This is a genomic window from Pseudomonas sp. JV245A (assembly GCF_032424515.1).
GTDB lineage: Bacteria > Pseudomonadota > Gammaproteobacteria > Pseudomonadales > Pseudomonadaceae > Aquipseudomonas > Aquipseudomonas protegens.
Genome location: NZ_VYKE01000012.1, coordinates 54,192 through 81,118 on the forward strand (window position 1 = coordinate 54,192; position 26,927 = coordinate 81,118).

At 61.7% G+C, this 26,927-nt stretch carries 21 protein-coding genes; 16 read left to right on the forward strand and 5 right to left on the reverse strand.

The features are described 5' to 3' along the window. Nucleotides 1-159: 159 nt before the first annotated feature. Together F6S12_RS05805 and F6S12_RS05810 are read left to right on the forward strand one after the other, a co-directional pair. The gene (locus tag F6S12_RS05805) at nt 160-1,800 is read left to right on the forward strand and encodes a hypothetical protein (RefSeq protein ID WP_015634152.1); all 1,641 of its coding nucleotides are present in this window, start codon (nt 160-162) and stop codon (nt 1,798-1,800) included. Nucleotides 1,801-1,813: 13 nt separating this feature from the next. After that, the gene (locus F6S12_RS05810; RefSeq protein WP_011059242.1) at nt 1,814-2,005 is read left to right on the forward strand and encodes a hypothetical protein; all 192 of its coding nucleotides are present in this window, start codon (nt 1,814-1,816) and stop codon (nt 2,003-2,005) included. Between the two features lie 97 nt (nt 2,006-2,102). On the opposite strand, the gene F6S12_RS05815 is transcribed toward F6S12_RS05810, so the two are convergent. The 3 genes from F6S12_RS05815 to F6S12_RS05825 all read right to left on the reverse strand — a co-directional run bounded on the left by F6S12_RS05815 (nt 2,103) and on the right by F6S12_RS05825 (nt 5,744). After that, nucleotides 2,103-3,830 carry an ABC transporter ATP-binding protein/permease gene (locus F6S12_RS05815; protein WP_053156367.1) on the reverse strand — a complete coding sequence of 576 codons (1,728 nt, stop codon included), beginning with the start codon at nt 3,828-3,830 and terminating at the stop codon, nt 2,103-2,105. 98 nt (nt 3,831-3,928) lie between these two features. Then, on the reverse strand, nt 3,929-4,489 hold the full coding sequence (locus F6S12_RS05820; protein ID WP_011059240.1) for a response regulator transcription factor: 561 nt from the start codon (nt 4,487-4,489) through the stop codon (nt 3,929-3,931). Then, nucleotides 4,482-5,744, reverse strand: a complete 1,263-nt coding sequence (locus F6S12_RS05825) for an ATP-binding protein (protein ID WP_015634149.1) — start codon at nt 5,742-5,744, stop codon at nt 4,482-4,484. Before F6S12_RS05825 ends, F6S12_RS05820 begins: the two co-directional genes overlap by 8 nt. A gap of 229 nt (nt 5,745-5,973) precedes the next feature. On the opposite strand from F6S12_RS05825, the gene F6S12_RS05830 reads away from it, so the two are divergent. From F6S12_RS05830 to F6S12_RS05880, 11 genes are all read left to right on the forward strand, one after another. Then, a complete protein-coding gene (locus F6S12_RS05830) occupies nt 5,974-6,690 on the forward strand; it encodes an SIMPL domain-containing protein (RefSeq protein ID WP_011059238.1) in 717 nt (238 codons plus the stop codon). Nucleotides 6,691-6,885: 195 nt separating this feature from the next. Beyond that, a complete protein-coding gene (locus F6S12_RS05835) occupies nt 6,886-7,449 on the forward strand; it encodes a helix-turn-helix domain-containing protein (protein ID WP_015634148.1) in 564 nt (187 codons plus the stop codon). A 265-nt stretch (nt 7,450-7,714) separates the two neighbouring features. Beyond that, complete coding sequence (locus tag F6S12_RS05840; RefSeq protein ID WP_041751953.1) at nt 7,715-8,122, forward strand: hypothetical protein; 408 nt, start codon at nt 7,715-7,717, stop codon at nt 8,120-8,122. Nucleotides 8,123-8,235: 113 nt separating this feature from the next. Beyond that, complete coding sequence (locus tag F6S12_RS05845) at nt 8,236-9,861, forward strand: ABC transporter substrate-binding protein (protein ID WP_011059237.1); 1,626 nt, start codon at nt 8,236-8,238, stop codon at nt 9,859-9,861. A 309-nt stretch (nt 9,862-10,170) separates the two neighbouring features. Beyond that, nucleotides 10,171-11,772, forward strand: coding sequence for an ABC transporter substrate-binding protein (locus tag F6S12_RS05850; protein WP_011059236.1), 1,602 nt, complete (start codon nt 10,171-10,173; stop codon nt 11,770-11,772). Between the two features lie 166 nt (nt 11,773-11,938). Next, nucleotides 11,939-13,345: an OprD family porin gene (locus F6S12_RS05855; protein WP_011059235.1), complete on the forward strand. Its 1,407-nt coding sequence runs from the start codon at nt 11,939-11,941 to the stop codon at nt 13,343-13,345. A 78-nt stretch (nt 13,346-13,423) separates the two neighbouring features. Then, entirely contained in the window at nt 13,424-15,019 is a 1,596-nt protein-coding gene (locus tag F6S12_RS05860; protein ID WP_011059234.1) for an ABC transporter substrate-binding protein, read from the forward strand. 73 nt (nt 15,020-15,092) lie between these two features. Further along, nucleotides 15,093-16,103: an ABC transporter permease subunit gene (locus tag F6S12_RS05865; RefSeq protein WP_011059233.1), complete on the forward strand. Its 1,011-nt coding sequence runs from the start codon at nt 15,093-15,095 to the stop codon at nt 16,101-16,103. An 11-nt stretch (nt 16,104-16,114) separates the two neighbouring features. Then, nucleotides 16,115-17,026 carry an ABC transporter permease subunit gene (locus F6S12_RS05870; RefSeq protein ID WP_015634145.1) on the forward strand — a complete coding sequence of 304 codons (912 nt, stop codon included), beginning with the start codon at nt 16,115-16,117 and terminating at the stop codon, nt 17,024-17,026. Nucleotides 17,027-17,036: 10 nt separating this feature from the next. After that, nucleotides 17,037-18,005, forward strand: a complete 969-nt coding sequence (locus F6S12_RS05875) for an ABC transporter ATP-binding protein (RefSeq protein ID WP_315868783.1) — start codon at nt 17,037-17,039, stop codon at nt 18,003-18,005. Next, nucleotides 18,005-18,976, forward strand: coding sequence for a peptide ABC transporter ATP-binding protein (locus F6S12_RS05880; RefSeq protein ID WP_011059230.1), 972 nt, complete (start codon nt 18,005-18,007; stop codon nt 18,974-18,976). Before F6S12_RS05875 ends, F6S12_RS05880 begins: the two co-directional genes overlap by 1 nt. Nucleotides 18,977-19,080: 104 nt before the next feature. Here the strand turns inward: F6S12_RS05880 and F6S12_RS05885 are convergent, their stop codons facing one another. Both F6S12_RS05885 and F6S12_RS05890 read right to left on the reverse strand, forming a co-directional pair. Continuing rightward, on the reverse strand, nt 19,081-19,323 hold the full coding sequence (locus F6S12_RS05885; protein WP_015634142.1) for a hypothetical protein: 243 nt from the start codon (nt 19,321-19,323) through the stop codon (nt 19,081-19,083). 339 nt (nt 19,324-19,662) lie between these two features. Next, nucleotides 19,663-21,252 (reverse strand): peptide chain release factor 3, encoded by a 1,590-nt coding sequence (locus F6S12_RS05890; RefSeq protein ID WP_053149026.1) that lies wholly within the window; start codon nt 21,250-21,252, stop codon nt 19,663-19,665. Nucleotides 21,253-22,093: 841 nt separating this feature from the next. Here F6S12_RS05890 and F6S12_RS05895 point away from each other — a divergent pair. The 3 genes from F6S12_RS05895 to F6S12_RS05905 all read left to right on the forward strand — a co-directional run. Next, the gene (locus F6S12_RS05895) at nt 22,094-25,324 is read left to right on the forward strand and encodes a GLUG motif-containing protein (RefSeq protein WP_152685947.1); all 3,231 of its coding nucleotides are present in this window, start codon (nt 22,094-22,096) and stop codon (nt 25,322-25,324) included. Nucleotides 25,325-25,730: 406 nt separating this feature from the next. Further along, a complete protein-coding gene (locus tag F6S12_RS05900; protein ID WP_011059227.1) occupies nt 25,731-26,447 on the forward strand; it encodes an ABC transporter permease in 717 nt (238 codons plus the stop codon). A 24-nt stretch (nt 26,448-26,471) separates the two neighbouring features. After that, the coding region (locus tag F6S12_RS05905; RefSeq protein ID WP_315868784.1) for a glycine betaine ABC transporter substrate-binding protein at nt 26,472-26,927 on the forward strand (456 nt) is incomplete at its 3' end.

The window sequence follows — 26,927 nt, forward strand, 5'->3', positions numbered from 1 at the left end:
CAGTACCCAGCCTGCGGCTCCATTGCGGGGCGAAAGAAAAAATGCTGCAGCGGTGCATTCGCTTCTTGACGGGAAAACGTTTTCCTCTATGCTCGATTTAACTGTATATGCATACAGTTAAATAAGGAAATATCCCCATGACATATCAAGGAGCTAGAAATGTCAGGACTCTCTGCACAGAAGCAGCAACAGCCACAACACGCGGGCAAGATCGTCGCCGACCTGGACCGCCTGTTCAGTGAACAAGGCATCGCCATTTCCGGCGATGGCGACACCCTGGTACTGGTCGCCGATGGCCACCACACCATCAAGTACCACCGCCCGGAAGACCTGCCTCGTTCTGCACAAAAAACCACCAAGGGCCAGCCACAGCTGCGTTTCGAGGGCGGCGAACACACAGCCATCGGCGACAGCACCCTGCTGCGCTTCGTCAAGGATGCACCGGCCATCCCGGCGTGGCAGGTCGAACTGCACCTGCCTAACGGCCTGGCGCTGACCTACGGCCAGGTGGTGGCCCTGGGGGGCGACTTCTATGGCATTCCCGAGCAGCCGATCTGCGAAGGCGCAACCCCCAGTGATCGAGTACAGCGCTTTATCGCGGCGTTCAACTCCCTTGCGGTACTGCCGGCGGCGAAAGACGAAGCCCGGCAGATCCTTGCGGTGATGCAAAAGGAAATCGTCGCCGCCAACCAGGCGATCCGCGACGGCAAGCAGCCCCATGAAGCCTATGACGCCCTGGGCGACACCCTGTCCGAGGAGTGGAACAAGATAACCGGGGGCGGCAGCGTGGTATCCGCCCTGTTCCCCCTGGGGCGCTACCTGAAGCTGGCGGCCAACAACGCCGATCACTTCGGCGAGTGGGCCCTGGCTGCCTACACCGCAGGCCATACCGCAGCGCTGCAGCAAGCGGTACTGGCGGGCAAGAGCGCGGACGACAAGCAACTGGAACTGGCTTACGCAATGAACGCCTTCGCCGACCATTTCCTCACCGATCTGTTCTCCTCCGGCCACGTACGGGTGCCGCGCAAACAGGTGGCGGCAGTCGTCACCCCCAGCGACCTGGGTTCGCTGATTACCCGCTTCATGCATGACGAGGACAGCAAGTTCGGCCTGAATGTCAGCAACGCCCAGGGCGATCGCTGGCACGCCTATGGCGACAAGCGCTACTTCGACAGCGTCGACCATCGCAATCGCCAGCAAGTGAAGATGGCTGTGCAGAGTTCGGCAGACGAAATCTTCGCCAGCTACCTCAGCGGCAACCTCCCCGCACCCGCCAGCTACGCAGCCCTGAAAACCCTGCCGGACCTGAATGCCGCGAAAACCGGCAACTTCTCGCCACTGTTCGTGATGAGTGGCGACAAGGTCCTGCGCCGCAGCGACGTCAACAACCTCAATGACAGCAAGACCATCGACAACTGGTGGGGCTGGAGCACCTACCTGCTGCTGCAGAACTACAGCCCGAACAAGCCGACCGGCTACCTGGAAACCCCCAGCGCGGTTCCGGTGATCCTCGCCGATGGCTGGCAGAGCCACAGCCCCAGCGAACCCAACTGGCTGCCAGGCCACGCGGTGCGCTACGCCCTCAGCGAAACCAACGGGTTGAACGAGTCCTACATCGGCCCCTGGTCGGCCTATGTGGAACTGAGCGACAGCTTCCAGCCAACCCTGAGCATTCCGGCCGGTACCAGCAACAGCAGCGCCACCGGGCGCAATGTGTTCCGCCAGTTCCGTGGTGGTTCACCGGAGCTGGTGGGCTCCATCGACAAGAACGCCAGCCACTTCATCGACAGCAACGCCTGATAAGGAGATCACCATGGCTATCAACCTGAAACTGCAACTGGCCTCCGGCCAGTCTCTCAAGGATGCACCACTGGAGCTGCTGCTCAACGGCGCCCCGATCGCCCGAGCCAGCGTGGATGAACATGGCAACGTGGCCTTCAACGCGAAGCCGGGCAGCGGCCAGTTGGCCGTACGTGTGGACCGTTCGATCCTGCACCAGGCCTGATCGCGGTCTGTAGGAACGGCTCGCTCGCGAAACGGCCCAGCGCCCTTGCACCGGCGGTGCAAGGGCGCTGGGCTTGAGGCTAGCGCTCGGCCCTCCGTCAGGCCGTAAGAGTCTGCTCTTGCAGATGCCCCTGCTCGATACGAACGAGCCGTGGATGGAAGCGCTTGAGGCTGCTGCGATGGCCGACGCTGACAATGCTCAGGCCCGGCAACTGATCGATCAGCGCCTGATACAAGGTGGCTTCGTCCTCTTCGTCCATGGCCGAAGTGGCCTCATCCATGTACAGCCACTGCGGTGCATAGAGCAGGGCCCGGGCAAAGGCCAGGCGCTGCTGCTCGCCCGGCGACAACATGCGCTGCCAGTGATTGCTCTCGTCCAGGCGCGCCACCAGATGGGGCAAGCGGCAGGTTTCCAGGACCTGTGCATAACGCTCCTGGGGGTAGCTGTCGCCAGACTGTGGATAACTCAAGGCTTCGCGCAGGCTGCCAATGGGCAGATAGGGCTTTTGCGGCAGGAACAGGTAACGCTGGTTCGGCAGCAGGATGCTCCCGTGCCCGGCCGGCCACAACCGGCCCATGGCCCGCAGCAAGGTACTCTTGCCGCTGCCGGAACGGCCGCTGAGCATGAGCCGCTCACCTGGATTCACGGTCATTTCGGCGCCGGCCAGCAGATGCCGGCCATCGGCCAGGTCCAGGCCCAGGTCACGTACGCACAATTGTTCGCCCTGATGCTGCACGTCGATAGCCGGGGGCCGTTCTTCGTTATCACTCATGGCCTGGCGGAAACTCAGCAGACGATCACAGGTGGCGCGCCAGGCCGCCAGGTCCGAATACGCACTGATGAACCAGCTGAAGTTCTCCTGAACGTTCCCGAATGCCGAGTTGATCTGCATCAGCTCACCCAGCTCGATCTTGCCGGAAAAGTACCGCGGGGCAGCCACGATAAAGGGGAAAATGATCGCAATCTGGCCATACCCGGCGGTGAAGAAGGTCAGGCGCTTGGAGACCTTCATGATGTCCCAGAAGTTGTGCCAGACCTTGCCGAAACGGCTGCTCAGACGCTGGTTCTCGTTCTTCTCGCCGTCATACAGGGCAATGCTCTCGGCATTCTCCCGTACCCGCACCATGGAAAAACGCAGGTCGGCTTCGAAGCGCTGTTGCTGGTTGTTGAGGCCGATCAGGCGGCGCCCGATCAAGTGGGTCAGCCAGCTGCCGACAGCGGCGTAGACCAGCGCGCACCAGAACATGTAGCCGGGAATGGTGTAGCCGAACACCTCGATACTGCCGGACACCCCCCACAGGATGATCGAGAAGGACACCAGGCTGACAATGTTGCGGATCAGCCCCAGGCCCAGGGACAGCGTATTGCTGGTAAAGCTGTTGAGGTCTTCGGAAATCCGCTGGTCCGGGTTGTCGGTGTAGCCGCCCTGCTCCAGCTGGTAGTAGTTCTTGTGGCCCAGCCAGCGGGCAAAGTGCTTCTCGGTGAGCCAGGCCCGCCAGCGGATGGTCAGCATCTGGGTCAGGTACAGGCGGTACACCGCCCCCAGGATCGCCACCGCGGCAATCCCGCAGAAATACAGGATCAAGTGCCAGAACGCCGCTTCGTCCTTTTTCTGCAAGGCGTTGTAGAAGTCCTTGTACCAGCTGTTGATCCACACCGAGATGGCCACGCTGAACAGCGACAGTCCGATCACCGCAACCAGCAACAGCCAGGCCTTGCCCTTTTCCTCACTGCGCCAGTACGGCGTGATCATGGCCCAGACCCGGCGAAAGAATTGCCCGCGCACGGCATCGTTGACCGCGGAGTATTCAGCGTTCTGATTCATCGTTGAGGCTCGATAGGAAGAAGGGCAAGCGTTGAGCCGATCATAGTAGATCGGCTCGCTTTTTCACGACGCCCAGCGGACATTCGTTCAGTCGCGGTTCAGCGACGCACGGGACGCTTCTGCAATTTGCGCTGCAAGGTACGGCGGTGCATGCCCAGGGCCCGGGCAGTGGCGGAGATGTTGCCTTCGTGTTCGGTCAACACGCGCTGAATGTGTTCCCACTGCAAGCGGTCCACCGACATCGGGTTTTCCGGCACCAGGGTGTCGAGATCGGCGTGTTCGGAGAGCAGCGCGGCCAGTACATCGTCGGCATCCGCCGGCTTGCACAGGTAGTTGCAGGCGCCACGCTTGATCGCTTCCACCGCGGTGGCGATGCTCGAATAGCCGGTGAGAATCAGCACCCGCATCTCCGGGTCCAGCTCCAGCAGCTTGGGCAACAGCACCAGCCCGGAGTCGCCATCCATCTTCAAGTCCAGCGCGGCGTAGTCCGGCAGGTCCTGCTGGGCAATGACCAGGCCCTCCTCGGCGGAACCGGCGGTGCTCACGCGAAAACCGCGGCGGCTCATGGCACGGGCCATCACGCGGGTAAAGGTGGCGTCATCATCCACCAGCAACAGGTGCGGCAGTTCCTCGCCTTCGACTTGGATCTCTTCACTCATGGTCGTCTCCTCGGGCGGCACGGGGCAGGCGCAGCTCGGTGAGCGTTCCGCCTTCCTCATGACTGTAGAGTTTCACTGAGCCTCCAGCGCGGGTCACGCTGGCCTTGCTCAAAAACAGGCCCAGGCCGAAGCCTTTGCCCTTGGTGGTAAAAAACGGTTTGCCGATCTGTTCGGCGATGGCCAAGGGTACTCCGGCACCGTGGTCACGAATACTGATGGTGAGGTTTTCCGCGTCCCAGTCCAGGCGTACTTCCAGGCCTTCGGGGCAGGCATCGGCGGCATTGTTCAGCAGATTGAGCAGGGCCTGGGTCAGGTCCGGCGGCGGCGCCAGGCGCGGCACCGGCCCCTCGCCCAACAGATGGAAACGGTAGCTGGCTTCCGGGCGCATCAGGTGCCAACGGTTCAAGGCTTCGTCCAGCCACTGGGTGACTTCCTGCATGTCCACCGCCAGGCGGCGATTGGCCTCGGCCGCGCGCACCAGTTGCTGCAGGGTTTCCTTGCACAGCTTGACCTGGTCCTGGAGCACGCCGAGGTCATCCTGCAGCAGCGGGTCGGAATGGTCCTGGCGCATTTCCTTGAGCAGCACGCTCATGGTCGCCAGGGGCGTGCCCAATTCGTGGGCGGCACCGGCGGCCTGGGTCGCCACTGCCAGCAATTGCTGGTCGCGCAGCCCCTCTTCGCGCCGGATCGCCCGCAGTTCTTCCTGGCGGCGCAGCTCTTCTGCCATGCGTGCAGCGAAGAAGGTGATCACCGCCGCAGCCAGGGCAAAGCTCAGCCACATGCCGTAGACCTGGAGGTTCTCCCGGGCGATGGGGAAGGTCTGCAACGGGTAGAAACGCGCCAGCAACAGGGTATAGAGCGTCAGGGCGATACCCGACAGGACCACCGAGTAGCGCCACGGCAAGGTCACCGCGGCAATGGTCAGGGGCACCAGGTAATAGGAGACGAAGGGGTTGGTGGAACCACCGGAGAAGTACAGCAGGACACTGTGGATAAACAGGTCACAGGCCAGTTGCAGGGCGTATTCCAGCTCCGTCACCGGCCACGAGGTGCGCAGGCGGATCGCGGTGAAAGCGCACAACACCATGGAAAACATCAGGGTCACGCCCAGTTGCAACCAGGGCAGCGGCAGCAGGTCCAGCCAGTAGGCGAGCCCCACCGAACCGGCCTGAGCGGCCAGCACCAGGGTACGGATAAAGGTCAGGCGCCAGAGGTTCTGACGGGTTGCGGACAGCAATTTTACGGGGGCGAGCATGAGCTCTCCTGATGAGCGCTCCAGGGCAATCGCCGGGAGTATAACCAAGCAGCCCCTGGCACAGGCAAAACTGCGGCAAAGCGCCACACTGCCTTGAGCGGCCGCGGACGATCCATGGCGATCATGTGTATCAAAGTTGTAATTGGCCGCAACGAGGAATAAAAACCACAGTCTGAAGGTTTCACCCAGGCTCTGACCTTATCCTGCGGACCGCACTCAAGGAGTTTTCATGCAGCATTTCAGTCGCAGCGTCGCCCTTCTCGCTCTCAGCGCCGGCACCCTCACCAGCCTGCCCGCCCTGGCCGCCGATGAACTGCACTACAACCAGATTTCCCTGCGCGCCGAAGTCAGCCAGGAAGTGGCTCGGGATCTGATGATCGTGACCCTCTACAGCGAATCGCAGAACACCGACCCGGCCAAGCTCGCCGCAGAAATCACCACCACCATGAACAAGGCCCTGGACCAGGCGCGCCAGGTCAAGGACGTGACCCTGCGCCAGGGCAGCCGCAACAGCTACCCGATCTACGACGGCAAGGGCCAGAAGATCACAGGCTGGCGTGAGCGCGCCGAACTGCGCCTGGAAAGCTCCGACTTCGCCGCGCTGTCCAAGCTCACCGGTGAACTGCTGGGCGACCTGAAGATGGGTGGCATGGACTTCGCCATCGCCGACCCGACCCGCAAGGCCAGCGAAGACGCGTTGCTCAAGGATGCGGTCAAGGCCTTCAAGGCCCGTGCGCAACTGGCCACCGAGGCTCTGGGCGGCAAGGGCTACAAGATCGTCAACCTGAACCTCAACAGCAATGGTTATCCACAGCCTTACATGCGCGCGCCGATGATGATGAAGGCCGCCAGCATGGATTCGGCCCCAGTGACACCAGAAGTCGAGGCCGGCACCAGCCAGGTCAGCATGACCGCCGACGGCGCCATCGAAGTGCTGATGCCCTGACCTTTTCCCTCCGTCTTCCAACGGCGATAACCTTCGGCATCAAGGTTATCGCCGTTTTTCGTTACCGGCTATTTCAACCCGGACCCGGGGGAACCCGGCTTTGTGGTGTTAGAGTTATGCCCCCCGGTACGCAGCGGCTCAGATGTTGCTGACGTCCGCCGGGTATACTGCTTCTTTCCTATAAGAGTCTCTTCAATGACCGCAGATCGCATCGGCGAACGCCTGCGTCGCTATCGCCGCGCCGCCAAGAAAACCCTGCGCCAGATCGCCAGCGAATCCGGTCTGACCGCCAGCTTCCTCTCCCAGGCAGAGCGTAATCTCACGGGTGTATCGATCTCTTCCCTGGTCAATATCGCCAAGTCTCTGAACGTTCCGCTGAACGCCCTGTTCGACCAGCCGATCCAGGCGCAACCCGACTCCCACGACGGCAAGCGGGTGCGCTACACCATCGAAGGCCAGCCACTGGCCTACGAGCGCCTGTCCAGCTCCTTTCCCGGAAACCTGATCAACGCGGTCAAGATGAACATACCGGTGGGCTACCAGTCCGAGCTGATTTCCCATGACGGCTCGGAGTTCTCCTACGTGCTTTCAGGACAGATCGTCTACACCATCGAGGGCAGTCAATATCCCCTGAGTGCCGGTGACTCGGTGCACTTCGACGCCACCAAGACTCATTGCCTGGCCAACGTCGGCAATGGCCCGGCAGAAGTCCTGACCGTCACCACCATGGGCCTGTTCGACGACCATTCCGCGGCCTGAGCCCAGCGCACGGCCGTCAGTCGAACCCCTGGGACAAACCTGTGCACAAGGAGAAATGTTAGTCACGCTTAATTTTCGTTGACCACGATTTCAGCATGACTTAATTTCGGCATCGGCGAATCGACTATCAACAACACAACAAAGCGATCGCCGTCGCCGCACAGGGTCCATGGGGCTGCATCCACTCCCCATAAGAAGGCGAGTTTCCATGGCCCACAAGGCCAATCCTCAGATATGCCCTAGAAAAAGAAAAAATGAGGTTTGCATGGATAAGACCTTTCCGCTCCAGGTTTGGCAGACAACTGGTCTGATCCGCGGCACTACGCCGTCACAAACCCGCAGCGACCTCCACAGTGACAACCTCACTGCGAGCCCCGAATTCAGCACCTGCGACGATGTGCCGAGCACGCGCCATCGCCAGCAAAATTGCGGGCATCCGTTCTCCACGGCCTCCCTCACCCAGCCGCCCACCTCCATCCGGTCAGACAAGGCCGGGCGCCTGGGCCAAGCATCACCCGGCACACCAGCCAGCACCGCACCAAGAGTGGGCGCGATGGGCTTCGATTGCCCCGTGAAAAGGCAGCGCATGCACCACAAAACACCGGCGCAAACGATCAAATGCGTCAAGATTTATACAAATGCGTCATTCCTGTACGTTCGTTCCACTCTTTGAGACTTGTGGCAGCCCTGCATCTTGCATTGGGTATGAGGGCTGCATAAGTATCGGCGGGTCGACTCACAAGGTCGCCCTCTACACCAAAAATGACAACAAATCATGAGGCCACCATGTTCAAGAAAGCAGTCCTTCCGTTATTAGTCAGCGCCGGCTTGCTCGCCAGCGCACCCTTCGCCCAAGCGGCGACTAACCTGGTGTTCTGCTCTGAAGGGAGCCCGGCCGGTTTCGACCCTGGCCAGTACACCACCGGAACCGACTTCGACGCCTCAGCCGAAACCCTCTACAACCGCCTCAGCCAGTTCGAACGTGGCGGCACCGCGGTCATTCCGGGCCTGGCCACCAGTTGGGACATCTCGGACGACGGTCTGACCTACACCTTCCACCTGCGCGAAGGCGTCAAGTTCCACACCACGCCGTACTTCACCCCGACCCGTACTTTCAACGCCGACGACGTGCTGTTCACCTTCAACCGCATGATCGACAAGGACATGCCGTTCCGTAAGGCCTACCCCACCGAATTCCCGTATTTCACCGACATGGGGATGGACACCAACATCACCAAGGTCGAGAAAGTCGACGACAAGACCGTCAAGTTCACCCTCAAGACCGTGGACGCAGCCTTCATCCAGAACCTGGCCATGAGCTTCGCCTCGATCCAGTCCGCCGAATACGCCGACAAGCTGCTCAAGGAAGGCAAGGCCAGCGACATCAACCAGAAGCCGATCGGCACTGGCCCCTTCGTGTTCAAGAGCTACCAGAAAGACTCGAACATCCGCTACACCGGCAACAAGGACTACTGGAAGCCTGAAGACGTGAAGATCGACAACCTGATCTTTGCCATCACCACCGACCCCTCGGTGCGTATCCAGAAGCTGAAGAAGAACGAATGCCAGGTCACCCTCTTCCCGCGTCCGGCCGACCTCAAGGCCCTCAAGGAAGACAAGACCCTGAAGATGCCTGAACAGGCAGGCTTCAACCTCGGCTACATCGCCTACAACGTGATGCCGGTCCTCAAGGGCCGTACCGATGCCAACCCGCTGGCCGACCTCAAGGTGCGCCAGGCGCTGGACATGGCGGTGAACAAGCCGCAGATCATCGATTCGGTGTACCAGGGCGCCGGCCAGCTGGCGGTCAACGCCATGCCTCCAACCCAGTGGTCCTATGACACCACCATCAAGGACGCCAAGTACGACCCCGAGAAAGCCAAGGAGCTGCTCAAGGAAGCCGGCATCAAGGAAGGCACCCAGATCACCCTGTGGGCCATGCCGGTACAGCGTCCCTACAACCCCAACGCCAAGCTGATGGCCGAAATGCTGCAGTCGGACTGGGCGAAGATCGGCCTGAAAGTGAACATCGTCAGCTACGAGTGGGGCGAGTACATCAAGCGCTCCAAGGGCGGCGAGAACCAGGCGATGATCATCGGCTGGAGCGGCGACAATGGTGACCCCGACAACTGGCTCGGCACCCTGTTCGGTTGCGATGCAATGAACGGCAATAACTTCTCGAAATGGTGCGACAAGCCTTACGACGCCCTGATCAAGCAAGCCAAGGCTACCTCTGATGTAGCCAAGCGCACCGAGCTGTACAAGCAGGCGCAACACATCCTCAAAGATGCAGTACCGATGACACCTATCGCTCACTCGACGGTGTTCCAACCCATGCGCGCCAACGTGCAGGATTTCAAAATCAGCCCCTTTGGCTTGAACTCCTTCTACGGCGTCAGCATCGGCAAATAAGGTTCTGCAACGGCGACGTCCATGACGTCGCCGTTGCTTTACCAGCCCGGCCCGCTGGAGCTCGGTCTCTACTGCGCAACGACCCGCCACTGGCGCACTGTCTTGCGAATTCAGAGCCGATTCCTACAGGCATTTCAGGTTCGACGCAGTTACCGCCCGGCCCTCGACCCTCAAGGTCGGTGCAAGGCGAAGCTGCGTCTGCCAACGGGCACCTGCCGCACGTAGTGGTTTGGCATCAATGGCCTGTACAGGCTCCAGGAAGGAGTCATGGCCCATTGTTCATCACAACAAAAATGGAGAAGTACGGTCATGCGTCATTCCTGGATTTTCCCGGCCCTGCTGGGCAGCGGCCTGTTGGCCGCCAGTTCGTTCGGCACCGCCGCCGAACGCAGCCTGGTGTTCTGTTCCGAAGGCAGCCCGGCGGGCTTTGACACCGCCCAATACACCACTGCTACCGACAACGATGCCGCCGAGCCGCTGTACAACCGCCTGGTGGAGTTCGAAAGAGGTGCCACCAACGTGCTGCCAGCGCTGGCCAAGAGCTGGGACATTTCCGAGGACGGCCTCACCTACAGCTTTCACCTGCGCGAAGGGGTGAAGTTCCATAGCACGCCCTATTTCAAGCCGAGCCGAGACCTCAACGCCGACGACGTACTGTTCACCTTCAACCGCATGCTCGACGCCGAACATCCGTTCCGCAAGGCTTACCCGACGGAGTTTCCCTACTTCAACGGCATGAGCCTGAACAAGAACATCGCCCGGGTCGAAAAGACCGACCCGCTGACCGTAGTCATGACCCTCAATACCGTGGACGCGGCCTTCATCCAGAACCTGGCCATGAGCTTCGCCGCGATCCTTTCCGCCGAATACGCCGAGCAACTGCTCCAGGCCGGCACCCCGAGCCAGATCAACCAGAAACCCATCGGCACCGGGCCCTTCGTGTTCCAGCGTTATCAGAAAGACTCGCAGATCCGCTACAGCGCCAACCCGCACTACTGGGACCCAAGCCGGGTCAAGCTCGACCGGCTGATCTTCGCCATCAACACCGACGCCTCGGTACGGGTACAAAAGCTGCGGGCCGGCGAATGCCAGGTGACCCTGCACCCGCGCCCCGCCGATATCGACACGCTGAAAAACGACCCGAAACTGCAAGTCATCGAAAAGCCCGGGTTCAATCTGGGCTACATCGCCTACAACGTGCAGCACAAACCCTTCGACCAGCTCGAAGTGCGCCAGGCGCTGGACATGGCGGTGAACAAGCCAAGCATCCTCAACGCCGTGTACCAGGGTGCCGGGCAGCTGGCAGTCAACGCCATGCCACCGACCCAGTGGTCCTACGACGAAACCATCAAGGACGCCGCCTACAACCCGGAAAAAGCCCGGGAGCTGCTCAAGGCCGCCGGGGTCAAGGAAGGCACGCAAATCACCCTCTGGGCCATGCCGGTACAACGCCCCTACAACCCCAACGCCAAGCTGATGGCCGAGATGCTGCAGTCCGACTGGGCGAAGATCGGCCTCAAGGTGAAGATCGTCAGCTACGAGTGGGGCGAGTACATCAAGCGCACCAAGAACGGCGAGCATGACATCAGCCTGATCGGCTGGACCGGCGACAACGGTGACCCGGACAACTGGCTGGGCACGCTGTACAGCTGCGACGCCATTGGCGGCAACAACTACTCCATGTGGTGCAACCCGCAGTACGACAAGCTGATCAAGCAGGCCAAGGTCGTCACCGACCGTGAACAGCGCAGCCTGCTGTACAAACAGGCCCAGCAACTGCTCAAGCAACAGGTCCCTATCACACCGGTGGCCCACTCGACGATCAACCAGCCGCTGAGCGCGAAAGTCGAAGGTTTCAAGGTCAGTCCTTTCGGCCGCAACGCCTTTTCGGGTGTCAGCCTAGCCCCATAACCGATGAGCCAAAACCCTGGGGGCGATTTTCGCCCTCACGCAGACGCTTTGCCTGAATTCGGCGATCAAGCCACATGCAAACGTTTGCGATGCCTTGAATGAGTTCCAAAAACCAGCCGGCCCAAAAAAACCGGCATTTAAAAAAGAAAACAAAGGAGCTTCACCCATGAAACTGAGCAGCAGCGCATTGTTAGCCTTGGCTATCAGTAGCATCACCGCCTCGGCCTATGCGGAGAACGTCAGCCAGGACTTCGTCCCGACTGAACTGAACGCCACCAGTGCCCAGGCTGAGACCAAGGGTTTTATCGAAGGGCAGAGCCTGTCGGGTACCACGCGCAACTGGTACGCCAACGAGCTGAAACGTCGTAACGACCGTTTTTCGTACAACCACAATGGTGTAGAGACCTCGACCCCGCGCCGTATCAACTGGGTCCAGGGCACCATCCTCAACTACACCTCGGGTTTCACTGAAGGCACCGTTGGCGTCAGCACGGAAGTCGCCGCCTACAACGCTATTGCTCTGGATCGTGACCGCAAGGACATCGCCGGCAAGAACAACCGCACCCTGACCCACTCCGACGGCGACGCCGTGGGCCAGTGGAGCAAGCTGGGCCTGGCCAACGTCAAGTTCCGCGTGTCCAACACCACCCTGACCGCCGGCCGGCAGAACTTCAGCACGCCGATCGTCGACGTCATCGGCAACCGTCCGCTGCCTTCGAGCTTTGAAGGGGTGAGCATCCACAGCGAAGAGTTCAACAACCTGTCGTTCGACGCCGGCAGCTTCGACCGGGTATCGCCACGGACCGAACAGAGCCTGTCCAAGTTCAGCTCCGAGTACAACAGCAACGGTGCCGAGACCGATCGCGTAAGCCTGGTCGGCGCCAACTACCAGCCGCTGAAAAGCCTGAAGACCAGCCTCTACGCCTCCAAGGTGGAAGACTTCTGGAACCAGTACTACTTCGGCGCCACCCACGAGCTGGGCGACAGCTCGGTGCTGAGCCTGACCACCGGCCTGAACTATTACAAGACCGTCGATACCGGCAAGAAGAAGATGGGCGAGATCGACAACGACACCTACTCGCTGTCGCTCGGCCTGACCCACCAGGCCCACAGCCTGACCTTCTCGTACCAGGAAATTAACGGTAACGAGTACTTCGACTACCTGCACGAAACCAACGGCATCTACCTGGCCAACTCCCTGCTCTCGGACTTCAACGGCCCGAACGAGAAATCCTTCCAGATCGCCTACGGCCTGAACATGGCCGAGTACGGCGTACCCGGCCTCAAGTTCAACATCTACCAGGCCCGTGGCTGGGGCATCGACGGTACCCACTACAACGGCACCGCCTACAGCGGCGTCAAGGCAGACGGTACGGTCTATGGCGTACGCACCATGGACGGCGAGCACCACTACGAATACGGCATCGGTGCTTCCTACGCCGTACAGAGCGGCCCGCTGAAAGCCACCGCGATCCGTGCCACCTACACCACGCACCGCGCCAGCGAGAACCAGGCCGACGGCAACATCAATGAATTCCGACTGGTTACCACCATCCCGTTCAATATTCTCTAACCCACCAGTTGAAGGGCGGATTCATGACGAATCCGCCATTCAAGCTAATCTGGTTCAATCGATTGCAGAGGGTTCCTGATGAAAATGCTTCCCCTGAAAGCGGCCGTTGGCGCCGCCTTGCTGAGCGTCGCCCTGGGCGCCACAGCCAAACCCTTGGTGGTCTGTACCGAAGCCAGCCCGGAAGGCTTCGATATGGTCCAGTACACGACTGCAGTCACGGCCGACGCAGTGGCGGAAACCATCTTCAACCGCCTGGTGGACTTCAAGCCCGGCACCACTGACATCGAGCCGGCCCTGGCCGAATCCTGGGACATCAGCCCCGACGGCCTGCAATACACCTTCCATCTGCGCAAGGGCGTCAAATTCCACAGCACCGACTACTTCACCCCGACGCGCGAGATGAACGCCGACGACGTGCTCTGGAGCTTCCAGCGCCAGCTTGACCCGAAGCACCCCTGGCATGACAAGTCCAGCGTGGGCTTCCCCTATTTCGAAAGCATGGGCTTCAAGGAACTGCTGAAAAGCGTCGAGAAGATCGACGACCACACCGTGGTCTTCACCCTGACCCGCCGCGAAGCCCCTTTCCTCGCCGACGTGGCCATGGCCTTCTCGTCGATCTTCCCGGCCGAATACGCCGACAAGCTGCTCAAGGAAGGCAAGACCTCTGAGCTCAACAGCAAGCCCATCGGCACCGGCCCGTTCATCTTCACCCGCTATGCCAAGGACGCCCAGGTACGCTTCAAGGCCAACCCGGACTACTTCCGCGGCAAGCCGCCGGCCGACCCGCTGGTGCTGGCGATCACCACCGATAACAACGTGCGCCTGCAGAAACTCAAGGCCAACGAATGCCAGATCGCCCTGTACCCCAAGCCCGATGACATTCCCAGCATCAAGGCCGACGCCAACCTCAAGGTCGACGAGCTGGCCGCCATGACCACCGGCTACATCGCCATGAACACCACGCGCAAGTACATGAGCGACGTGCGAGTGCGCAAGGCCATCGACATCGCCTTCGACAAGGAAGCCTACGTCAACAGCCTGTACGGCAAGGGCAACGCCCTGGTGGCCACCGGCCCGTATCCGCCGACCCTGCTGGGCTTCAACAACAGCCTGAAGAACCCGCCCCGGGATCTGGACAAGGCCCGCGCGCTGCTCAAGGAAGCCGGCGTACCGGAGGGTACGGTTATCACCCTGTTCACCCGCAACGGCGGCGGCCCGACCAACCCCAACCCGATGCTCGGCGCACAGATGATGCAGGCCGACCTGGCCAAGGTGGGCCTCAAGCTCGACATCCGCGTGATGGAGTGGGGCGAGATGCTCAAGCGTGCGAAAAACGGCGAACACGATATGGTGTCGGCGGGCTGGGCCGGGGACAACGGCGATCCGGACAACTTCCTGACCCCGAACCTGAGTTGTGACGCGGCGAAAAACGGCGAAAACTACGCCCGCTGGTGCAACAAGACGTTCCAGGATCTGATCGACGAAGCACGCTCCGACGCTGAACCCGCCAAACGCGCCGAGCTCTATGAAAAGGCCATGCTGGTTTTCGAACAGGATCAACCGTGGATCCCCATGGCCTATCCGAAAATGTTCACCGCCATGCGCAAGAACGTCGAGGGTTATCACATTAGCCCCCTGACCACTAACAACTTCGCTACCACCCAAGTGAAGTAATAAGAAACGCCCGCCGTCCTTGACCCCAAGGATGGCGGGAACGCCTAACCGGCTGATTGAGGTACTTCAGAAGATGTTTAGTTTTATTGCCCGCCGTGTGGGGTTGCTGATACCCACATTCTTCGGCATCACCTTGCTGACCTTCGCCTTGATACGCATGATTCCCGGCGACCCCGTGGAAGTCATGATGGGCGAGCGTCGGGTCGACCCTGAGATGCATGCCCAGGCAATGGAACGCCTTGGATTGAACAAGCCGCTGTACGCCCAGTACCTGGACTACATCGGCAAGCTGGCCCACGGCGACCTGGGCGAGTCCCTGCGCACCCGCACCAGCGTCTGGAGCGAATTCACCTCGCTGTTCCCCGCGACCCTGGAACTGTCCATGGCCGCCCTGCTGTTCGCCGGCGTGCTCGGCCTGCTGGCCGGGGTGATCGCCGCCTTGAAGCGAGGGTCGCTGTTCGACCATGGGGTAATGGGGATCTCGCTGGCGGGGTATTCGATGCCGATCTTCTGGTGGGGCCTGATCCTGATCATGTTCTTCTCGGTAAGCCTGGGCTGGACCCCGGTTTCCGGGCGTATCGACCTGCTCTACGACATCGAGCCGAAAACCGGCTTCATGCTCATCGACACCCTGCTGGCCAAAGACACCGACGCCTTCTTCGACGCCCTGCAACACCTGATCCTGCCCGCCATCGTGCTGGGCACCATTCCGCTGGCGGTGATCGCGCGGATGACCCGCTCCTCGATGCTCGAAGTGCTGCGTGAGGACTACATCCGTACCGCCAAGGCCAAGGGCCTGTCGCCGGCTCGGGTGGTGTTCGTCCACGGCCTGCGCAACGCGTTGATTCCGGTGCTGACCGTGGTCGGCCTGCAAGTCGGCACCCTGCTGGCCGGTGCGGTCCTGACCGAAACCATCTTTTCCTGGCCGGGCATCGGCAAGTGGCTGATCGAAGCCATCGGCGCCCGGGACTATCCCGTGGTGCAGAACGGCATCCTGCTGATCGCCTGCCTGGTGATCATGGTCAACTTCGTGGTGGACATCCTCTACGGCTTTGCCAACCCACGCATCCGTCATCAGCGCTGAGATCAAGACTAATGAGCACTTCAACTTCCTCAGTAGCAGTCGATCAAAGCCTGCTCTATCCGTCCGTCTACAAAGAATTCTGGCAGCACTTCTCCCGCAACAAGGGCGCGGTGGCCGGCCTGCTGTTCATGCTGCTGATCGTGTTCTGCGCACTGTTCGCGCCCTGGGTGGCGCCGCACAACCCCAGCGAGCAGTACCGCGACTTCCTGCTGACCCCTCCGGCCTGGCTCGAAGGCGGCCAGATGCAGTTCCTGCTGGGCACCGATGAACTGGGCCGCGACCTGCTCTCGCGCCTGATCCAGGGTTCGCGCCTGTCGCTGCTGATCGGCCTGTCGTCGGTGGTGATGTCGCTGATCCCGGGGATCCTCCTCGGGCTGTTCGCCGGCTTCTTCCCGCGTTTGCTGGGCCCGACCATCATGCGCCTGATGGACATCATGCTGGCCCTGCCCTCGCTGCTGCTGGCCGTGGCCATCGTCGCCATCCTCGGCCCAGGCCTGATCAATACCGTGATCGCCATTGCCGTGGTGTCCCTGCCGTCCTATGTACGCCTGACCCGCGCCGCAGTGATGGGCGAACTCAACCGCGACTACGTGACCGCCGCGCGCCTGGCCGGTGCCGGCCTGCCACGCCTGATGTTCATCACCGTGCTGCCCAACTGCATGGCACCGCTGATCGTCCAGGCCACCCTGAGCTTCTCCTCGGCGATCCTCGACGCCGCCGCCCTGGGCTTCCTCGGCCTGGGCGTGCAACCGCCGACTCCGGAGTGGGGCACCATGCTGGCCTCGGCCCGGGACTACATCGAACGCGCCTGGTGGGTCGTGAGCCTGCCGGGCCTGACCATTTTGCTCAGCGTGCTGGCAATCAACCTGATGGGCGACGGCCTGCGCGATGCGCTGGATCCGAAACTCAAGAACGCCGCCTGAGGAGATTCCCATGTCACTGCTAGAAATCAAGAATCTCAATGTCCACTTCGGCGACGCCACTGCGGTGCCGGTGGTCGACGGCCTCGACCTCAAGGTCGACAAGGGCGAAGTGCTGGCCATCGTCGGCGAGTCCGGCTCCGGCAAATCGGTGACCATGATGGCCTTGATGGGCCTGATCGAGCACCCCGGCATCGTCACCGCCGATGCCCTAAGCTTCGACGGCCGCGACATGCTCAAGCTCAGCGCGCGCCAGCGCCGGCAGATCGTCGGCAAGGACCTGGCCATGGTCTTCCAGGACCCGATGACCGCGTTGAACCCCAGCTACACCGTGGGCTTCCAGATCGAGGAAGTGCTGCGCCTGCACCTGAAGATGTCCAGCAAGGCCGCACGCAAGCGCGCCATCGAACTGCTGGAAAAGGTCGAGATCCCCGGCGCCGCCAGCCGCATGGACGCCTACCCGCACCAACTGTCCGGCGGCATGAGCCAGCGGGTGGCAATCGCCATGGCGATCGCCGGCGAGCCCAAGCTGCTGATCGCCGACGAACCCACCACCGCCCTGGACGTGACCATCCAGGCGCAGATCATGGACCTGCTGCTGAACCTGCAGAAAGAGCAGAACATGGGCCTGGTGCTGATCACCCACGACCTCGCCGTGGTCGCCGAAACCGCCCAGCGGGTGTGCGTGATGTACGCCGGCCAGGCGGTTGAGGTGGGCCAGGTACCGGAGCTGTTCGACATTCCCGCGCACCCCTACAGCGAAGCGCTGCTGGCGGCGATTCCCGAGCACAGCCTCGGCGCCACTCGCTTGTCGACCCTGCCGGGCATCGTCCCCGGGCGCTACGACCGGCCTCAAGGCTGCCTGCTGTCGCCGCGCTGCCCCTACGTGCAAGACAACTGCCGCGCCCAGCGCCCCAGCCTCGACCCGAAAGCCGCCAGCCTGGTGCGCTGCTTCTACCCGCTGAATCAGGAGGTGGCGTAATGGCCGTCGTTCTTACCGCCCGCGACCTCACCCGTCACTACGAAGTGTCCCGTGGCCTGTTCAAGGGCCACGCCACCGTGCGCGCACTCAACGGCGTGTCCTTCGAGCTGGAAGCCGGCAAGACCCTGGCTGTGGTGGGTGAATCCGGCTGTGGCAAATCCACCCTGGCGCGGGCCCTGACCCTGATCGAGGAACCGTCTTCCGGCTCGCTGAAGATCGCCGGCCAGGAAGTCGCCGGCGCCGACAAGGCCCAGCGCAAGCAACTGCGCAAAGACGTGCAGATGGTGTTCCAGAGCCCTTATGCCTCGCTCAACCCGCGGCAGAAGATCGGTGACCAGCTGGCCGAGCCGCTGCTGATCAACACCAAGCTGTCGGCCGCCGAACGCCGGGAAAAAGTCCAGGCGATGATGAAGCAGGTAGGCCTGCGCCCCGAACATTACCAGCGCTACCCGCACATGTTCTCCGGGGGGCAGCGCCAGCGTATCGCCCTGGCCCGGGCAATGATGCTGCAGCCCAAGGTGCTGGTGGCGGACGAACCGACCTCGGCCCTGGACGTATCGATCCAGGCCCAGGTATTGAACCTGTTCATGGACCTGCAGCAGGAATTCAACACCGCCTACGTGTTCATCTCCCACAACCTGGCAGTGGTGCGCCACGTGGCCGACCAGGTGCTGGTGATGTACCTCGGCCGGCCGGTGGAAATGGGCCCCAAGGAGGACATCTACACCCGCCCCCTGCACCCCTACACCCAGGCCCTGCTGTCGGCGACACCAACCATCCACCCGGACCCGGACAAGCCGAAGATCAAGATCGTCGGCGAGCTGCCCAACCCGCTGAACCCACCACCGGGCTGCGCCTTCCACAAGCGCTGCCCTTATGCCACCGAGCGTTGCAGCACTGAAGAGCCGGCCCTGCGCCAGCTCGACAGCCGCCAGGTGGCCTGCCACTACGCCGAGCAATTCGTGCTGTAGCGGCCATGAAAAAGGCGCTCCCGGATGCCTCCGGGAGCGCCTGAACCTTGTTCGACCCGCCCCCGGCGACGGATTGCGCATCAGTCCGTCGTCGGGGGTTTCTTTTAGCCCTGGCTGTCGCCGTCATCCTCGTCGGTGGTCTGGTCGTCATCGCCGGAACTGCCACCCTGACCTTCATCGCCCGGCTCCGATTCGGACTTGGCAAGCATCTGCACCGGTGCGCTCTGGCTCGAGGAGTAACCCGGCTCGCTCACCTGCATCAGGTTGTGGGCCCAGGCCGCCGAGGTTCCGAGCGACAGCATCACCAGCACTTTGATCAACAGCACAACGCGTTGGAAAATTCTCATAGCCGATTCCATCCTTTCATAGGTGAATCATCGATGGCTGCGCGCCAGCCTTGCGGCGGCCACAGCACTGTCTGAAACCTAGTCGTGATATCCCGGCTTTTCCAGATAGCTCCCTATCGATTCCCGAGCCGCCAAAGCCCTTCCGACTAACGGCGCTCCCTTAAGAACACCACACCCCGTAGGAGCCGGCTTGCCGGCGAAGAAACCCGCAAGCCAGGCACAACAGCGTCCGCCGCCTTCGCTGGCAAGCCAGCGCCTACGAGGCGGCGGCAGGCCAGTCCTGCGCGCAAAAAAAAGCCCCGCTGTCTGCACAGCGGGGCTCGGGGGTGGCCGGCGAACTTAGTGGTGTTCGCGGGTGGCGCGAAATTTCACGTCCGGCCAGCGCTCTTCCATCAGCGCCAGGTTGACCCGGGTCGGCGCCAGGTAGGTCAGGTGACCGCCGCCGTCCAGGGCCAGGTTTTCCACCGCCTTGTTGGAAAACTCTTCGAGCTTCTTCTTGTCGCTGCATTCGATCCAGCGGGCGGACCACACGGTGATCGGCTCGTAGGAGCACTCAACCTTGTATTCCTCCTTCAGGCGGCTGGCCACCACGTCGAACTGCAGCACACCCACGGCGCCGAGGATGATGTCGTTGCTGCGCTCGGGGAAGAACACCTGGGTCGCGCCTTCTTCGGCCAGCTGTTGCAGGCCCTGGCGCAGTTGCTTGGACTTGAGCGGGTCCTTCAGACGCACACGGCGGAACAGCTCCGGGGCGAAGTGCGGGATACCGGTGAAGCCCAGCGCCTCGCCTTCGGTGAAGGTGTCGCCGATCTGGATGGTGCCGTGGTTGTGCAGGCCGATGATGTCGCCGGCATAGGCCTCTTCCAGTTGCTCACGCTCGGAGGAGAAGAAGGTCAGGGCGTCGCCGATGCGCACGTCCTTGCCAGTGCGCACGTGGCGCATCTTCATGCCTTTCTCGTACTTGCCCGAACAGATACGCATGAAGGCGATGCGGTCGCGGTGCTTGGGGTCCATGTTCGCCTGGATCTTGAAGATGAAGCCCGAGAACTTCTCTTCCTGGGGTGCCACGCTGCGCTCGTTGGCAACGCGGGCCAGCGGCAGCGGCGCCCAGTCCACCACGGCGTCGAGCACGTGGTCGACACCGAAGTTGCCCAGCGCGGTCCCGAAGAACACCGGCGTCAGCTGGCCGTCGAGGAACTCCTGCTGGTTGAACTCGTGGCAGGCGCCCTGCACCAGTTCCAACTGCTCGATGAAGCGCTCGTACTCGTCACCCAGGTGGGCCCTGGCTTCGGCGGAGTCGAGCTTTTCGATGATCTTGGTTTCGGTGCGCTCGTGGCCGTGGCCCGGGGTGTAGACGATGATGTAGTCGCCGGCCAGGTGGTACACGCCCTTGAAGTCGCGGTAGCAACCGATCGGCCAGGTGATGGGGGCAGCCTTGATCTTCAGGACCGCTTCGATTTCGTCCAGCAGTTCGATCGGGTCGCGAATGTCCCGGTCGAGTTTGTTGATGAAACTGACGATGGGCGTGTCGCGCAGGCGGCAGACGTCCATCAGGGCGATGGTCCGTGGCTCTACGCCCTTACCGCCGTCGAGCACCATCAGCGCCGAGTCCACCGCGGTCAGGGTGCGGTAGGTGTCTTCCGAGAAGTCTTCGTGGCCGGGGGTGTCCAGCAGGTTGATCATGTGTTCGCGATAGGGGAACTGCATGACCGACGTGGTAATGGAAATACCCCGCTGCTTCTCCATCTCCATCCAGTCGGAAGTGGCGTGGCGGTCGGACTTGCGCGATTTGACGGTACCCGCCACCGCAATGGCCTTGCCCATCAGCAACAGCTTCTCGGTGATGGTGGTCTTACCCGCATCCGGGTGGGAAATAATGGCGAAAGTGCGCCTGGCGTTGACTTCGTTGACAATTTTACTATCGGACATCGCTTAAGATCTCGATTGTGCACACCGCTGTATACACGACTAAAAGTAGCTTTGGCCGATTGCAAAGGCCAACACAGAAAACCGCGCATGTTAACAAATAGTGCCCGCAAATACCCGGCGCCCTGACATTCCGAACCGGGCTCCAATGTCAGGCATGACCTTCGTATTGGCTAAACACCCCGGGGATTCGCGCCTGAACAGTAAAAGGCATCACTTTTTATCTAGCCTCAACTAGCAATCAAGAAAATCAACTTCACTCAAGAATTAAGATCTTTAATTACCACGTAAAACCTACTACTTAACAACACCACACCCAAGCAACTAACTAACACAATAGAAAATAATAAAATCGGCAGTAACAACAGACACTATCACTCCCCCTCGCGAACCAGCCCCATATCTTTCAAACCCAAAACCCCCGGCCCAGGGCCTTTAAAAACAAACCCACCCGGACCAGCCAGCCCGCCCCCCGAAACTCAACCCACTATAGCCAGCTATCGGCCTAAGCTCTTGCCAAAACAATAACCATACTTATTGCAAGTCAATAAGCTCAAGAAAAATCTTAATCATCATCCGGATATCTCTTAAATAACTTCAAATATTCAAGTGATAGATTAAACCCATCATTTAAATCACTTCCTGCCGCACTTCAGCCCCTCTCGAACACTCCGCAATAGTTTTGCCAGCACGCAGAAGCGAGTGGCTGCATGCCCGACCGTTCGGCGGGGCGCGACGAACAGCGAACGGAACACACCCAAGCCTGGCCTCAGGCGACCGGCGCCACCGAGCACTGCCCAATCTGCTGGGGAAAATCAGCAGCATATGTACAAGAGGACGCATCATGAACAAGAACTATGCATTGGTATGGAACCATGCACTGGGCTGCTGGAACGTGGCCGACGAAGGGGCGCGCCGACGCAGCAAGGCAGGGCGCAGCAAGGCAGTGATCGGCGCCGGACTATCGCTGCTGGGCCTGTTGCTCCAGGCTCCGGCGTTTGCCCTGCCGAGCGGAGGAAACATCGTCTCCGGCAACGCCGACATACAGACGTCCAGCGACGGTCAACACCTGACCATCAACCAGCAAAGCAACAAGCTGATCACCAACTGGAATGACTTCAACGTCAAGGCCGATGAGCGTGTCAGCTTCCAGCAGCCCGGTAGCAACGCGATTGCCCTCAACCGTGTCCTGGGCACCCAGGGCAGCGACATCCAGGGCCGGATCGACGCCAACGGCAAGGTGTTCCTGATCAACCCCAATGGCGTGGTGTTCGGCCAATCCGCCCAAGTCGATGTCGGCAGCCTGGTGGCTTCCACTCAGGACATCACCGACAAGGACTTCCTCAATGGCAACTACCGCTTCAGCGGCACCTCCAGCGCCAGCATCAGCAACGCCGGGACCCTCACGGCGAGCGACGGCGGCAGCATCGCCTTGCTCGGTGCGCAGGTCAGCAACAGCGGCTTGATACAGGCGCGCGTCGGTAGCGTGGCCCTGGGCGCGGGCAACGACATCACCCTCGACTTCAACGGCAACGGCCTGCTCGGCCTGCAAGTCAAAAGCGGTGCCGTGGATGCCCTGGCACAGAACGGAGGCCTGCTCAAAGCCGACGGCGGCCAGGTGCTGATGACCGCCAAGAGCGCCGACAGCCTGCTCAGGACGGTGGTCAGCAACCAGGGCGTGATCGAGGCGAAGACCCTGCAAAACAAGGCGGGCCGGATCGTGCTCGACGGCGACAACGGCATTGTGCAGGTCGCGGGCCGACAGGACGCCAGCGCCATCGGCGGCCAGGGTGATGGTGGCGTGGTGGAAAACCAGGGGGCCAGAGTCGACGTGCAGTTGGCCGCACAGGTGAACACTCGTGCCGAGCAGGGCAAGACCGGCACCTGGAGGATCCATGCCAACGACATCAGCATCGCCAGCACCGAAAACCCAGGCCGGCTCACCCCACGCGGCCTGGTCATCACCGGAGGCATCAGCGGCACCAACTCGGGAACCACCAACGGCGTCGGCATCGGTGTCGGTGCCAATGCCACCGGCAGCGGCAACGGGGGCAATGGCGTCGGCGTGAGCATCGGGGGCAATGGCCACAACAACGTGGCCGTGATCGCTGGCGGCGGTCCAGCCAACACTCGGTCGACACTGCGTACCGACACCCTGGCATCCAACCTGGACACTACCCACATCGAGCTGAACAGCACCCAGGGCAACCTGACGGTCAGCGCACCGCTGACCTGGACGAGCGGCAACTCCCTGAGCCTGACCGCCGAGCGCGGTGACATTCGCGTCGAAGGCGCGCTGCGCGCCAGCGGCAACAAGGCCGGCCTCGTGCTGAATGCGCAGAACGGCGGCATCCGGCTCAACGACAACATCGCCCTCAGCGGCACCGGGGCGAGCCTGGGGCTGAACCATGGGAATAATGGCTACACACTCGAGGACGGCAAGGCGGTGACCCTCTCCGGTGCCGGTGCCCTGTTCAAAGCCAACGGCCAGGACTACGCCGTGATCCACAACCTGGATCAACTGCGTCAAATCGACAGCAACAGCAGCGGCCACTACGTGCTGGGCAACAAGATTTCCGGCAACGGCGCCCGCTTCAAGTCCCTGGGCGAGCGCAGCGGTTTTGGGGGCGTGCTCGATGGCCTGGGCAACAGCATTGAAAACCTCTCGGTCTACGGCACCAGCGGCAGCGTCGGTCTGTTCAGCGTGAATCAGGGAGAAATCCGCAACCTGAACCTCGACCGGGTCTCGGTCAGTGGAGACCGTTCGACTCACTACAACACCCTGGTAGGCACCCTGGCGGGCGTCAATATGGGCCTCATCTCCAACGTCAAGGCCAGCCAGGTGCAAGTCACGGGGGCTTCTCACGCCAACAGCCTGGGTGGGCTGGTCGCGCTGAACCTGCAGGACGGCAGCATCGACAAATCCTCGGCCAGCGGCACGCTGGTGGGCAACCGCTACACCTATGTCATGGGCGGCCTGGCGGCCGAGAACATCAACAACGGCCTGGGCCGAGGCATCGCCAGCATCAGCAATAGCCGGGCGGACGTCACGCTGACCGGGCAGATGGCCGGCCAATCAAGCGCCTACGGCGCCGGCGGCCTGGTCGGTGCGAACCGCAAGGCAAACATCAGCAACAGCAGCAGCACGGGCTTGATCTCCTTGGCTGGTGACAACCTCAACCTGGGTGGCCTGGTCGGCTTCAACACAGGGTCCTCCACGAGCCGGCTGAGCACTGTCGACAGCACCGTCAACGTCCGGGGCAATGGTCGCAACACCTTCCTGGGTGGCTTGATCGGCTTCAATACCGAAGGGGCCGTGAACAACGCCTCGGCCAGTGGCAGTGTGAACGGCAACAACGCCCAGGCAGTCGGTGGCCTGGTTGGCAAAAGCCTGGCCAGCCGCTACAGCAACGTTTCCGCCGCCGGCAACGTAACCGGGGGAGCACGGGCGAATGTCGGCGGGTTGATTGGCGAACTCAGCGCAGGCTCGGTGAACAATGCCTCGGCCAGCGGCACCCTCAACGCCAGTCACTCGCAGGCCATCGGCGGCCTGATCGGCAAGAGCGAGGGCGCCAGCCTGAGCAATGTCAGCGCCAGCGCCAGCGTGCTCGACAGATTCAGCCAGTACCTGGGCGGGTTGCTCGGTCACAGCCGCAACACCACGGTGAACGTTGCCGACGCCACCGGGAACGTCACGGGAGGGGCCAACGCCTTCGCCGGTGGCCTGATCGGCTACCTGGAAGGCGGCACCCTCGCCAACGCTTCGGCCAAAGGTGATGTCCAAGCCGGCGACTCAAGCTTCGTGGGGGGGCTGGTCGGCTTCAACGACGGCCGAATCAGCAACGCCTCTGCCTCCGGTAAAGTCATGGGGACTGCGGCCCAGGTACTGGGCGGCCTGGTCGGCGGCAACAGCGGCTCCATCGAGCACTCGTCAGCGAGCGCCAAGGTCACGCCCGTGAACCCTGGCTACATCCACGGCGGCCTGATCGGCCTGAACCTCGGCCAGCAATCCTTCAACCACCTCGAAGGCGAAGCCGCCAAGCTGCCCCTGATCGGCCGCAGCCTCCCCTTCTGACGCTCACGAGCGGATGAAACAGCAGCCGACCAGGTTGTTCCCATCAGCCTGGCCGGCCTGCACACCATCGGTTTCAGCGGCCTGCCCGGGGGTGCAGGCCCGGGCCTACCCCGTTAATACAGCGAGGCAATCCTGGCAACAACCGCCATTGGAACGCACCAACGCACCGAGCAAATTCGGCCAATGATGGAACCTTTTAAAAGGCCGGGGCGTCCACTCCCCTGCTACGAACTTTCGCCAGGTGTAGAAAAAACAGCAAGTTAGCCTGGCAAAGCGATGCGTACGGCTCACTCTCACGCTGTTTACAGCGCACCGAAGAGCTGCTTCCCGCGATCATTCTTTCGGCTGCCAGGCATGGCACTGCCACACAAGAGAATGCGCGCTGACATAAAAAAGGAGTCCGCCTGTGGCTATTCGCTATGGCAAAGGGCTGATAGGAGGCGCTGCGGTAATCGCCCTCCTGGCCCTGCTGGTCCACTGGATCGGCATCACTACGATCGAACACTACCGCGACGATCTGTTGTTCTACCTGCAAGCTCATCTGTTCCTGGTCCTGGCTTCAATGCTAGCCGCGCTGGTGGTGGGGATCCCCGCCGGCATCGTCCTCAGCCGCCCGAGCATGGTCGGACGCGCCGAACGCTTCATGCAAGTGTTCAACATCGGTAACACCGTCCCTCCCCTGGCCGTCCTGGCCATCGCTCTGGGGATCCTCGGCATCGGCAGTGGCCCGGCCATTTTCGCGCTGTTCCTCGCCTCCCTGCTGCCCATCGTGCGCAACACCTATGAAGGCCTGAAGAACGTCCAGGGTTCCCTCAAGGAAGCTGCGGTCGGCATCGGCATGACGCCACGCCAGGTGCTGTGGAAAGTCGAATTGCCCAATGCCGTGCCGATCATCATCGGCGGTGTGCGGGTGGCCCTGGCGATCAACGTCGGCACCGCGCCCCTGGCCTTCCTGATCGGCGCCAACAGCCTGGGCAGCCTGATTTTCCCCGGCATCGCCCTGAACAATCAGCCGCAACTGCTGCTCGGCGCCGCCTGCACCGCGCTGCTGGCCTTGCTCCTCGATGGCCTGGTGACCCTGGCCAGCCGACTTTGGCTGGAACGTGGTCTGCGCCCGTCTTAAGCCCGTCAGAGCCAAGGAACCGACATGAAGAAATTAAGCCTGATACTCGGCTGCGCCCTGCTTTTCAGCACATTGGCCCACGCCGTGGAAAAACCGCTGATCCGCATCGGCGCCCGGGTCTTCACCGAACAGACCCTGCTGGCGGAGATCACCTCCCAGTACTTGCGCAGCAAGGGCTACGACACCCGCGTCACCGGGGGCCTGGGCAGCAACCTGGCCCGCAGTGCCCAGGAAAGTGGCCAGTTGGACCTGATCTGGGAGTACACCGGAGTCTCGCTGGTGGCCTACAACCACATCGACGAGAAACTCGACAGCGAACAGTCCTACGCCCGGGTGAAAGAACTCGATGCGAAAAAAGGCCTGGTCTGGCTGTCACCGTCCAAGTTCAGCAATACCTATGCCCTGGCGCTGCCAGAGAACGTGGCCAAGGAACATCCGCAGATCAATAGCATCAGCGACCTGACCCAGGCCCTGGCCGAA

What these genes read in the sequence shown, in the direction of transcription:
- F6S12_RS05805 (WP_015634152.1), top strand. Translation starts at nt 160, where the DNA reads ATGTCAGGACTCTCTGCACAGAAGCAGCAACAGCCACAACACGCGGGC.
- F6S12_RS05810 (WP_011059242.1), top strand. Translation starts at nt 1,814, where the DNA reads ATGGCTATCAACCTGAAACTGCAACTGGCCTCCGGCCAGTCTCTCAAG.
- F6S12_RS05815 (WP_053156367.1), bottom strand. Translation starts at nt 3,830, where the DNA reads ATGAATCAGAACGCTGAATACTCCGCGGTCAACGATGCCGTGCGCGGG.
- F6S12_RS05820 (WP_011059240.1), bottom strand. Translation starts at nt 4,489, where the DNA reads ATGAGTGAAGAGATCCAAGTCGAAGGCGAGGAACTGCCGCACCTGTTG.
- F6S12_RS05825 (WP_015634149.1), bottom strand. Translation starts at nt 5,744, where the DNA reads ATGCTCGCCCCCGTAAAATTGCTGTCCGCAACCCGTCAGAACCTCTGG.
- F6S12_RS05830 (WP_011059238.1), top strand. Translation starts at nt 5,974, where the DNA reads ATGCAGCATTTCAGTCGCAGCGTCGCCCTTCTCGCTCTCAGCGCCGGC.
- F6S12_RS05835 (WP_015634148.1), top strand. Translation starts at nt 6,886, where the DNA reads ATGACCGCAGATCGCATCGGCGAACGCCTGCGTCGCTATCGCCGCGCC.
- F6S12_RS05840 (WP_041751953.1), top strand. Translation starts at nt 7,715, where the DNA reads ATGGATAAGACCTTTCCGCTCCAGGTTTGGCAGACAACTGGTCTGATC.
- F6S12_RS05845 (WP_011059237.1), top strand. Translation starts at nt 8,236, where the DNA reads ATGTTCAAGAAAGCAGTCCTTCCGTTATTAGTCAGCGCCGGCTTGCTC.
- F6S12_RS05850 (WP_011059236.1), top strand. Translation starts at nt 10,171, where the DNA reads ATGCGTCATTCCTGGATTTTCCCGGCCCTGCTGGGCAGCGGCCTGTTG.
- F6S12_RS05855 (WP_011059235.1), top strand. Translation starts at nt 11,939, where the DNA reads ATGAAACTGAGCAGCAGCGCATTGTTAGCCTTGGCTATCAGTAGCATC.
- F6S12_RS05860 (WP_011059234.1), top strand. Translation starts at nt 13,424, where the DNA reads ATGAAAATGCTTCCCCTGAAAGCGGCCGTTGGCGCCGCCTTGCTGAGC.
- F6S12_RS05865 (WP_011059233.1), top strand. Translation starts at nt 15,093, where the DNA reads ATGTTTAGTTTTATTGCCCGCCGTGTGGGGTTGCTGATACCCACATTC.
- F6S12_RS05870 (WP_015634145.1), top strand. Translation starts at nt 16,115, where the DNA reads ATGAGCACTTCAACTTCCTCAGTAGCAGTCGATCAAAGCCTGCTCTAT.
- F6S12_RS05875 (WP_315868783.1), top strand. Translation starts at nt 17,037, where the DNA reads ATGTCACTGCTAGAAATCAAGAATCTCAATGTCCACTTCGGCGACGCC.
- F6S12_RS05880 (WP_011059230.1), top strand. Translation starts at nt 18,005, where the DNA reads ATGGCCGTCGTTCTTACCGCCCGCGACCTCACCCGTCACTACGAAGTG.
- F6S12_RS05885 (WP_015634142.1), bottom strand. Translation starts at nt 19,323, where the DNA reads ATGAGAATTTTCCAACGCGTTGTGCTGTTGATCAAAGTGCTGGTGATG.
- F6S12_RS05890 (WP_053149026.1), bottom strand. Translation starts at nt 21,252, where the DNA reads ATGTCCGATAGTAAAATTGTCAACGAAGTCAACGCCAGGCGCACTTTC.
- F6S12_RS05895 (WP_152685947.1), top strand. Translation starts at nt 22,094, where the DNA reads ATGAACAAGAACTATGCATTGGTATGGAACCATGCACTGGGCTGCTGG.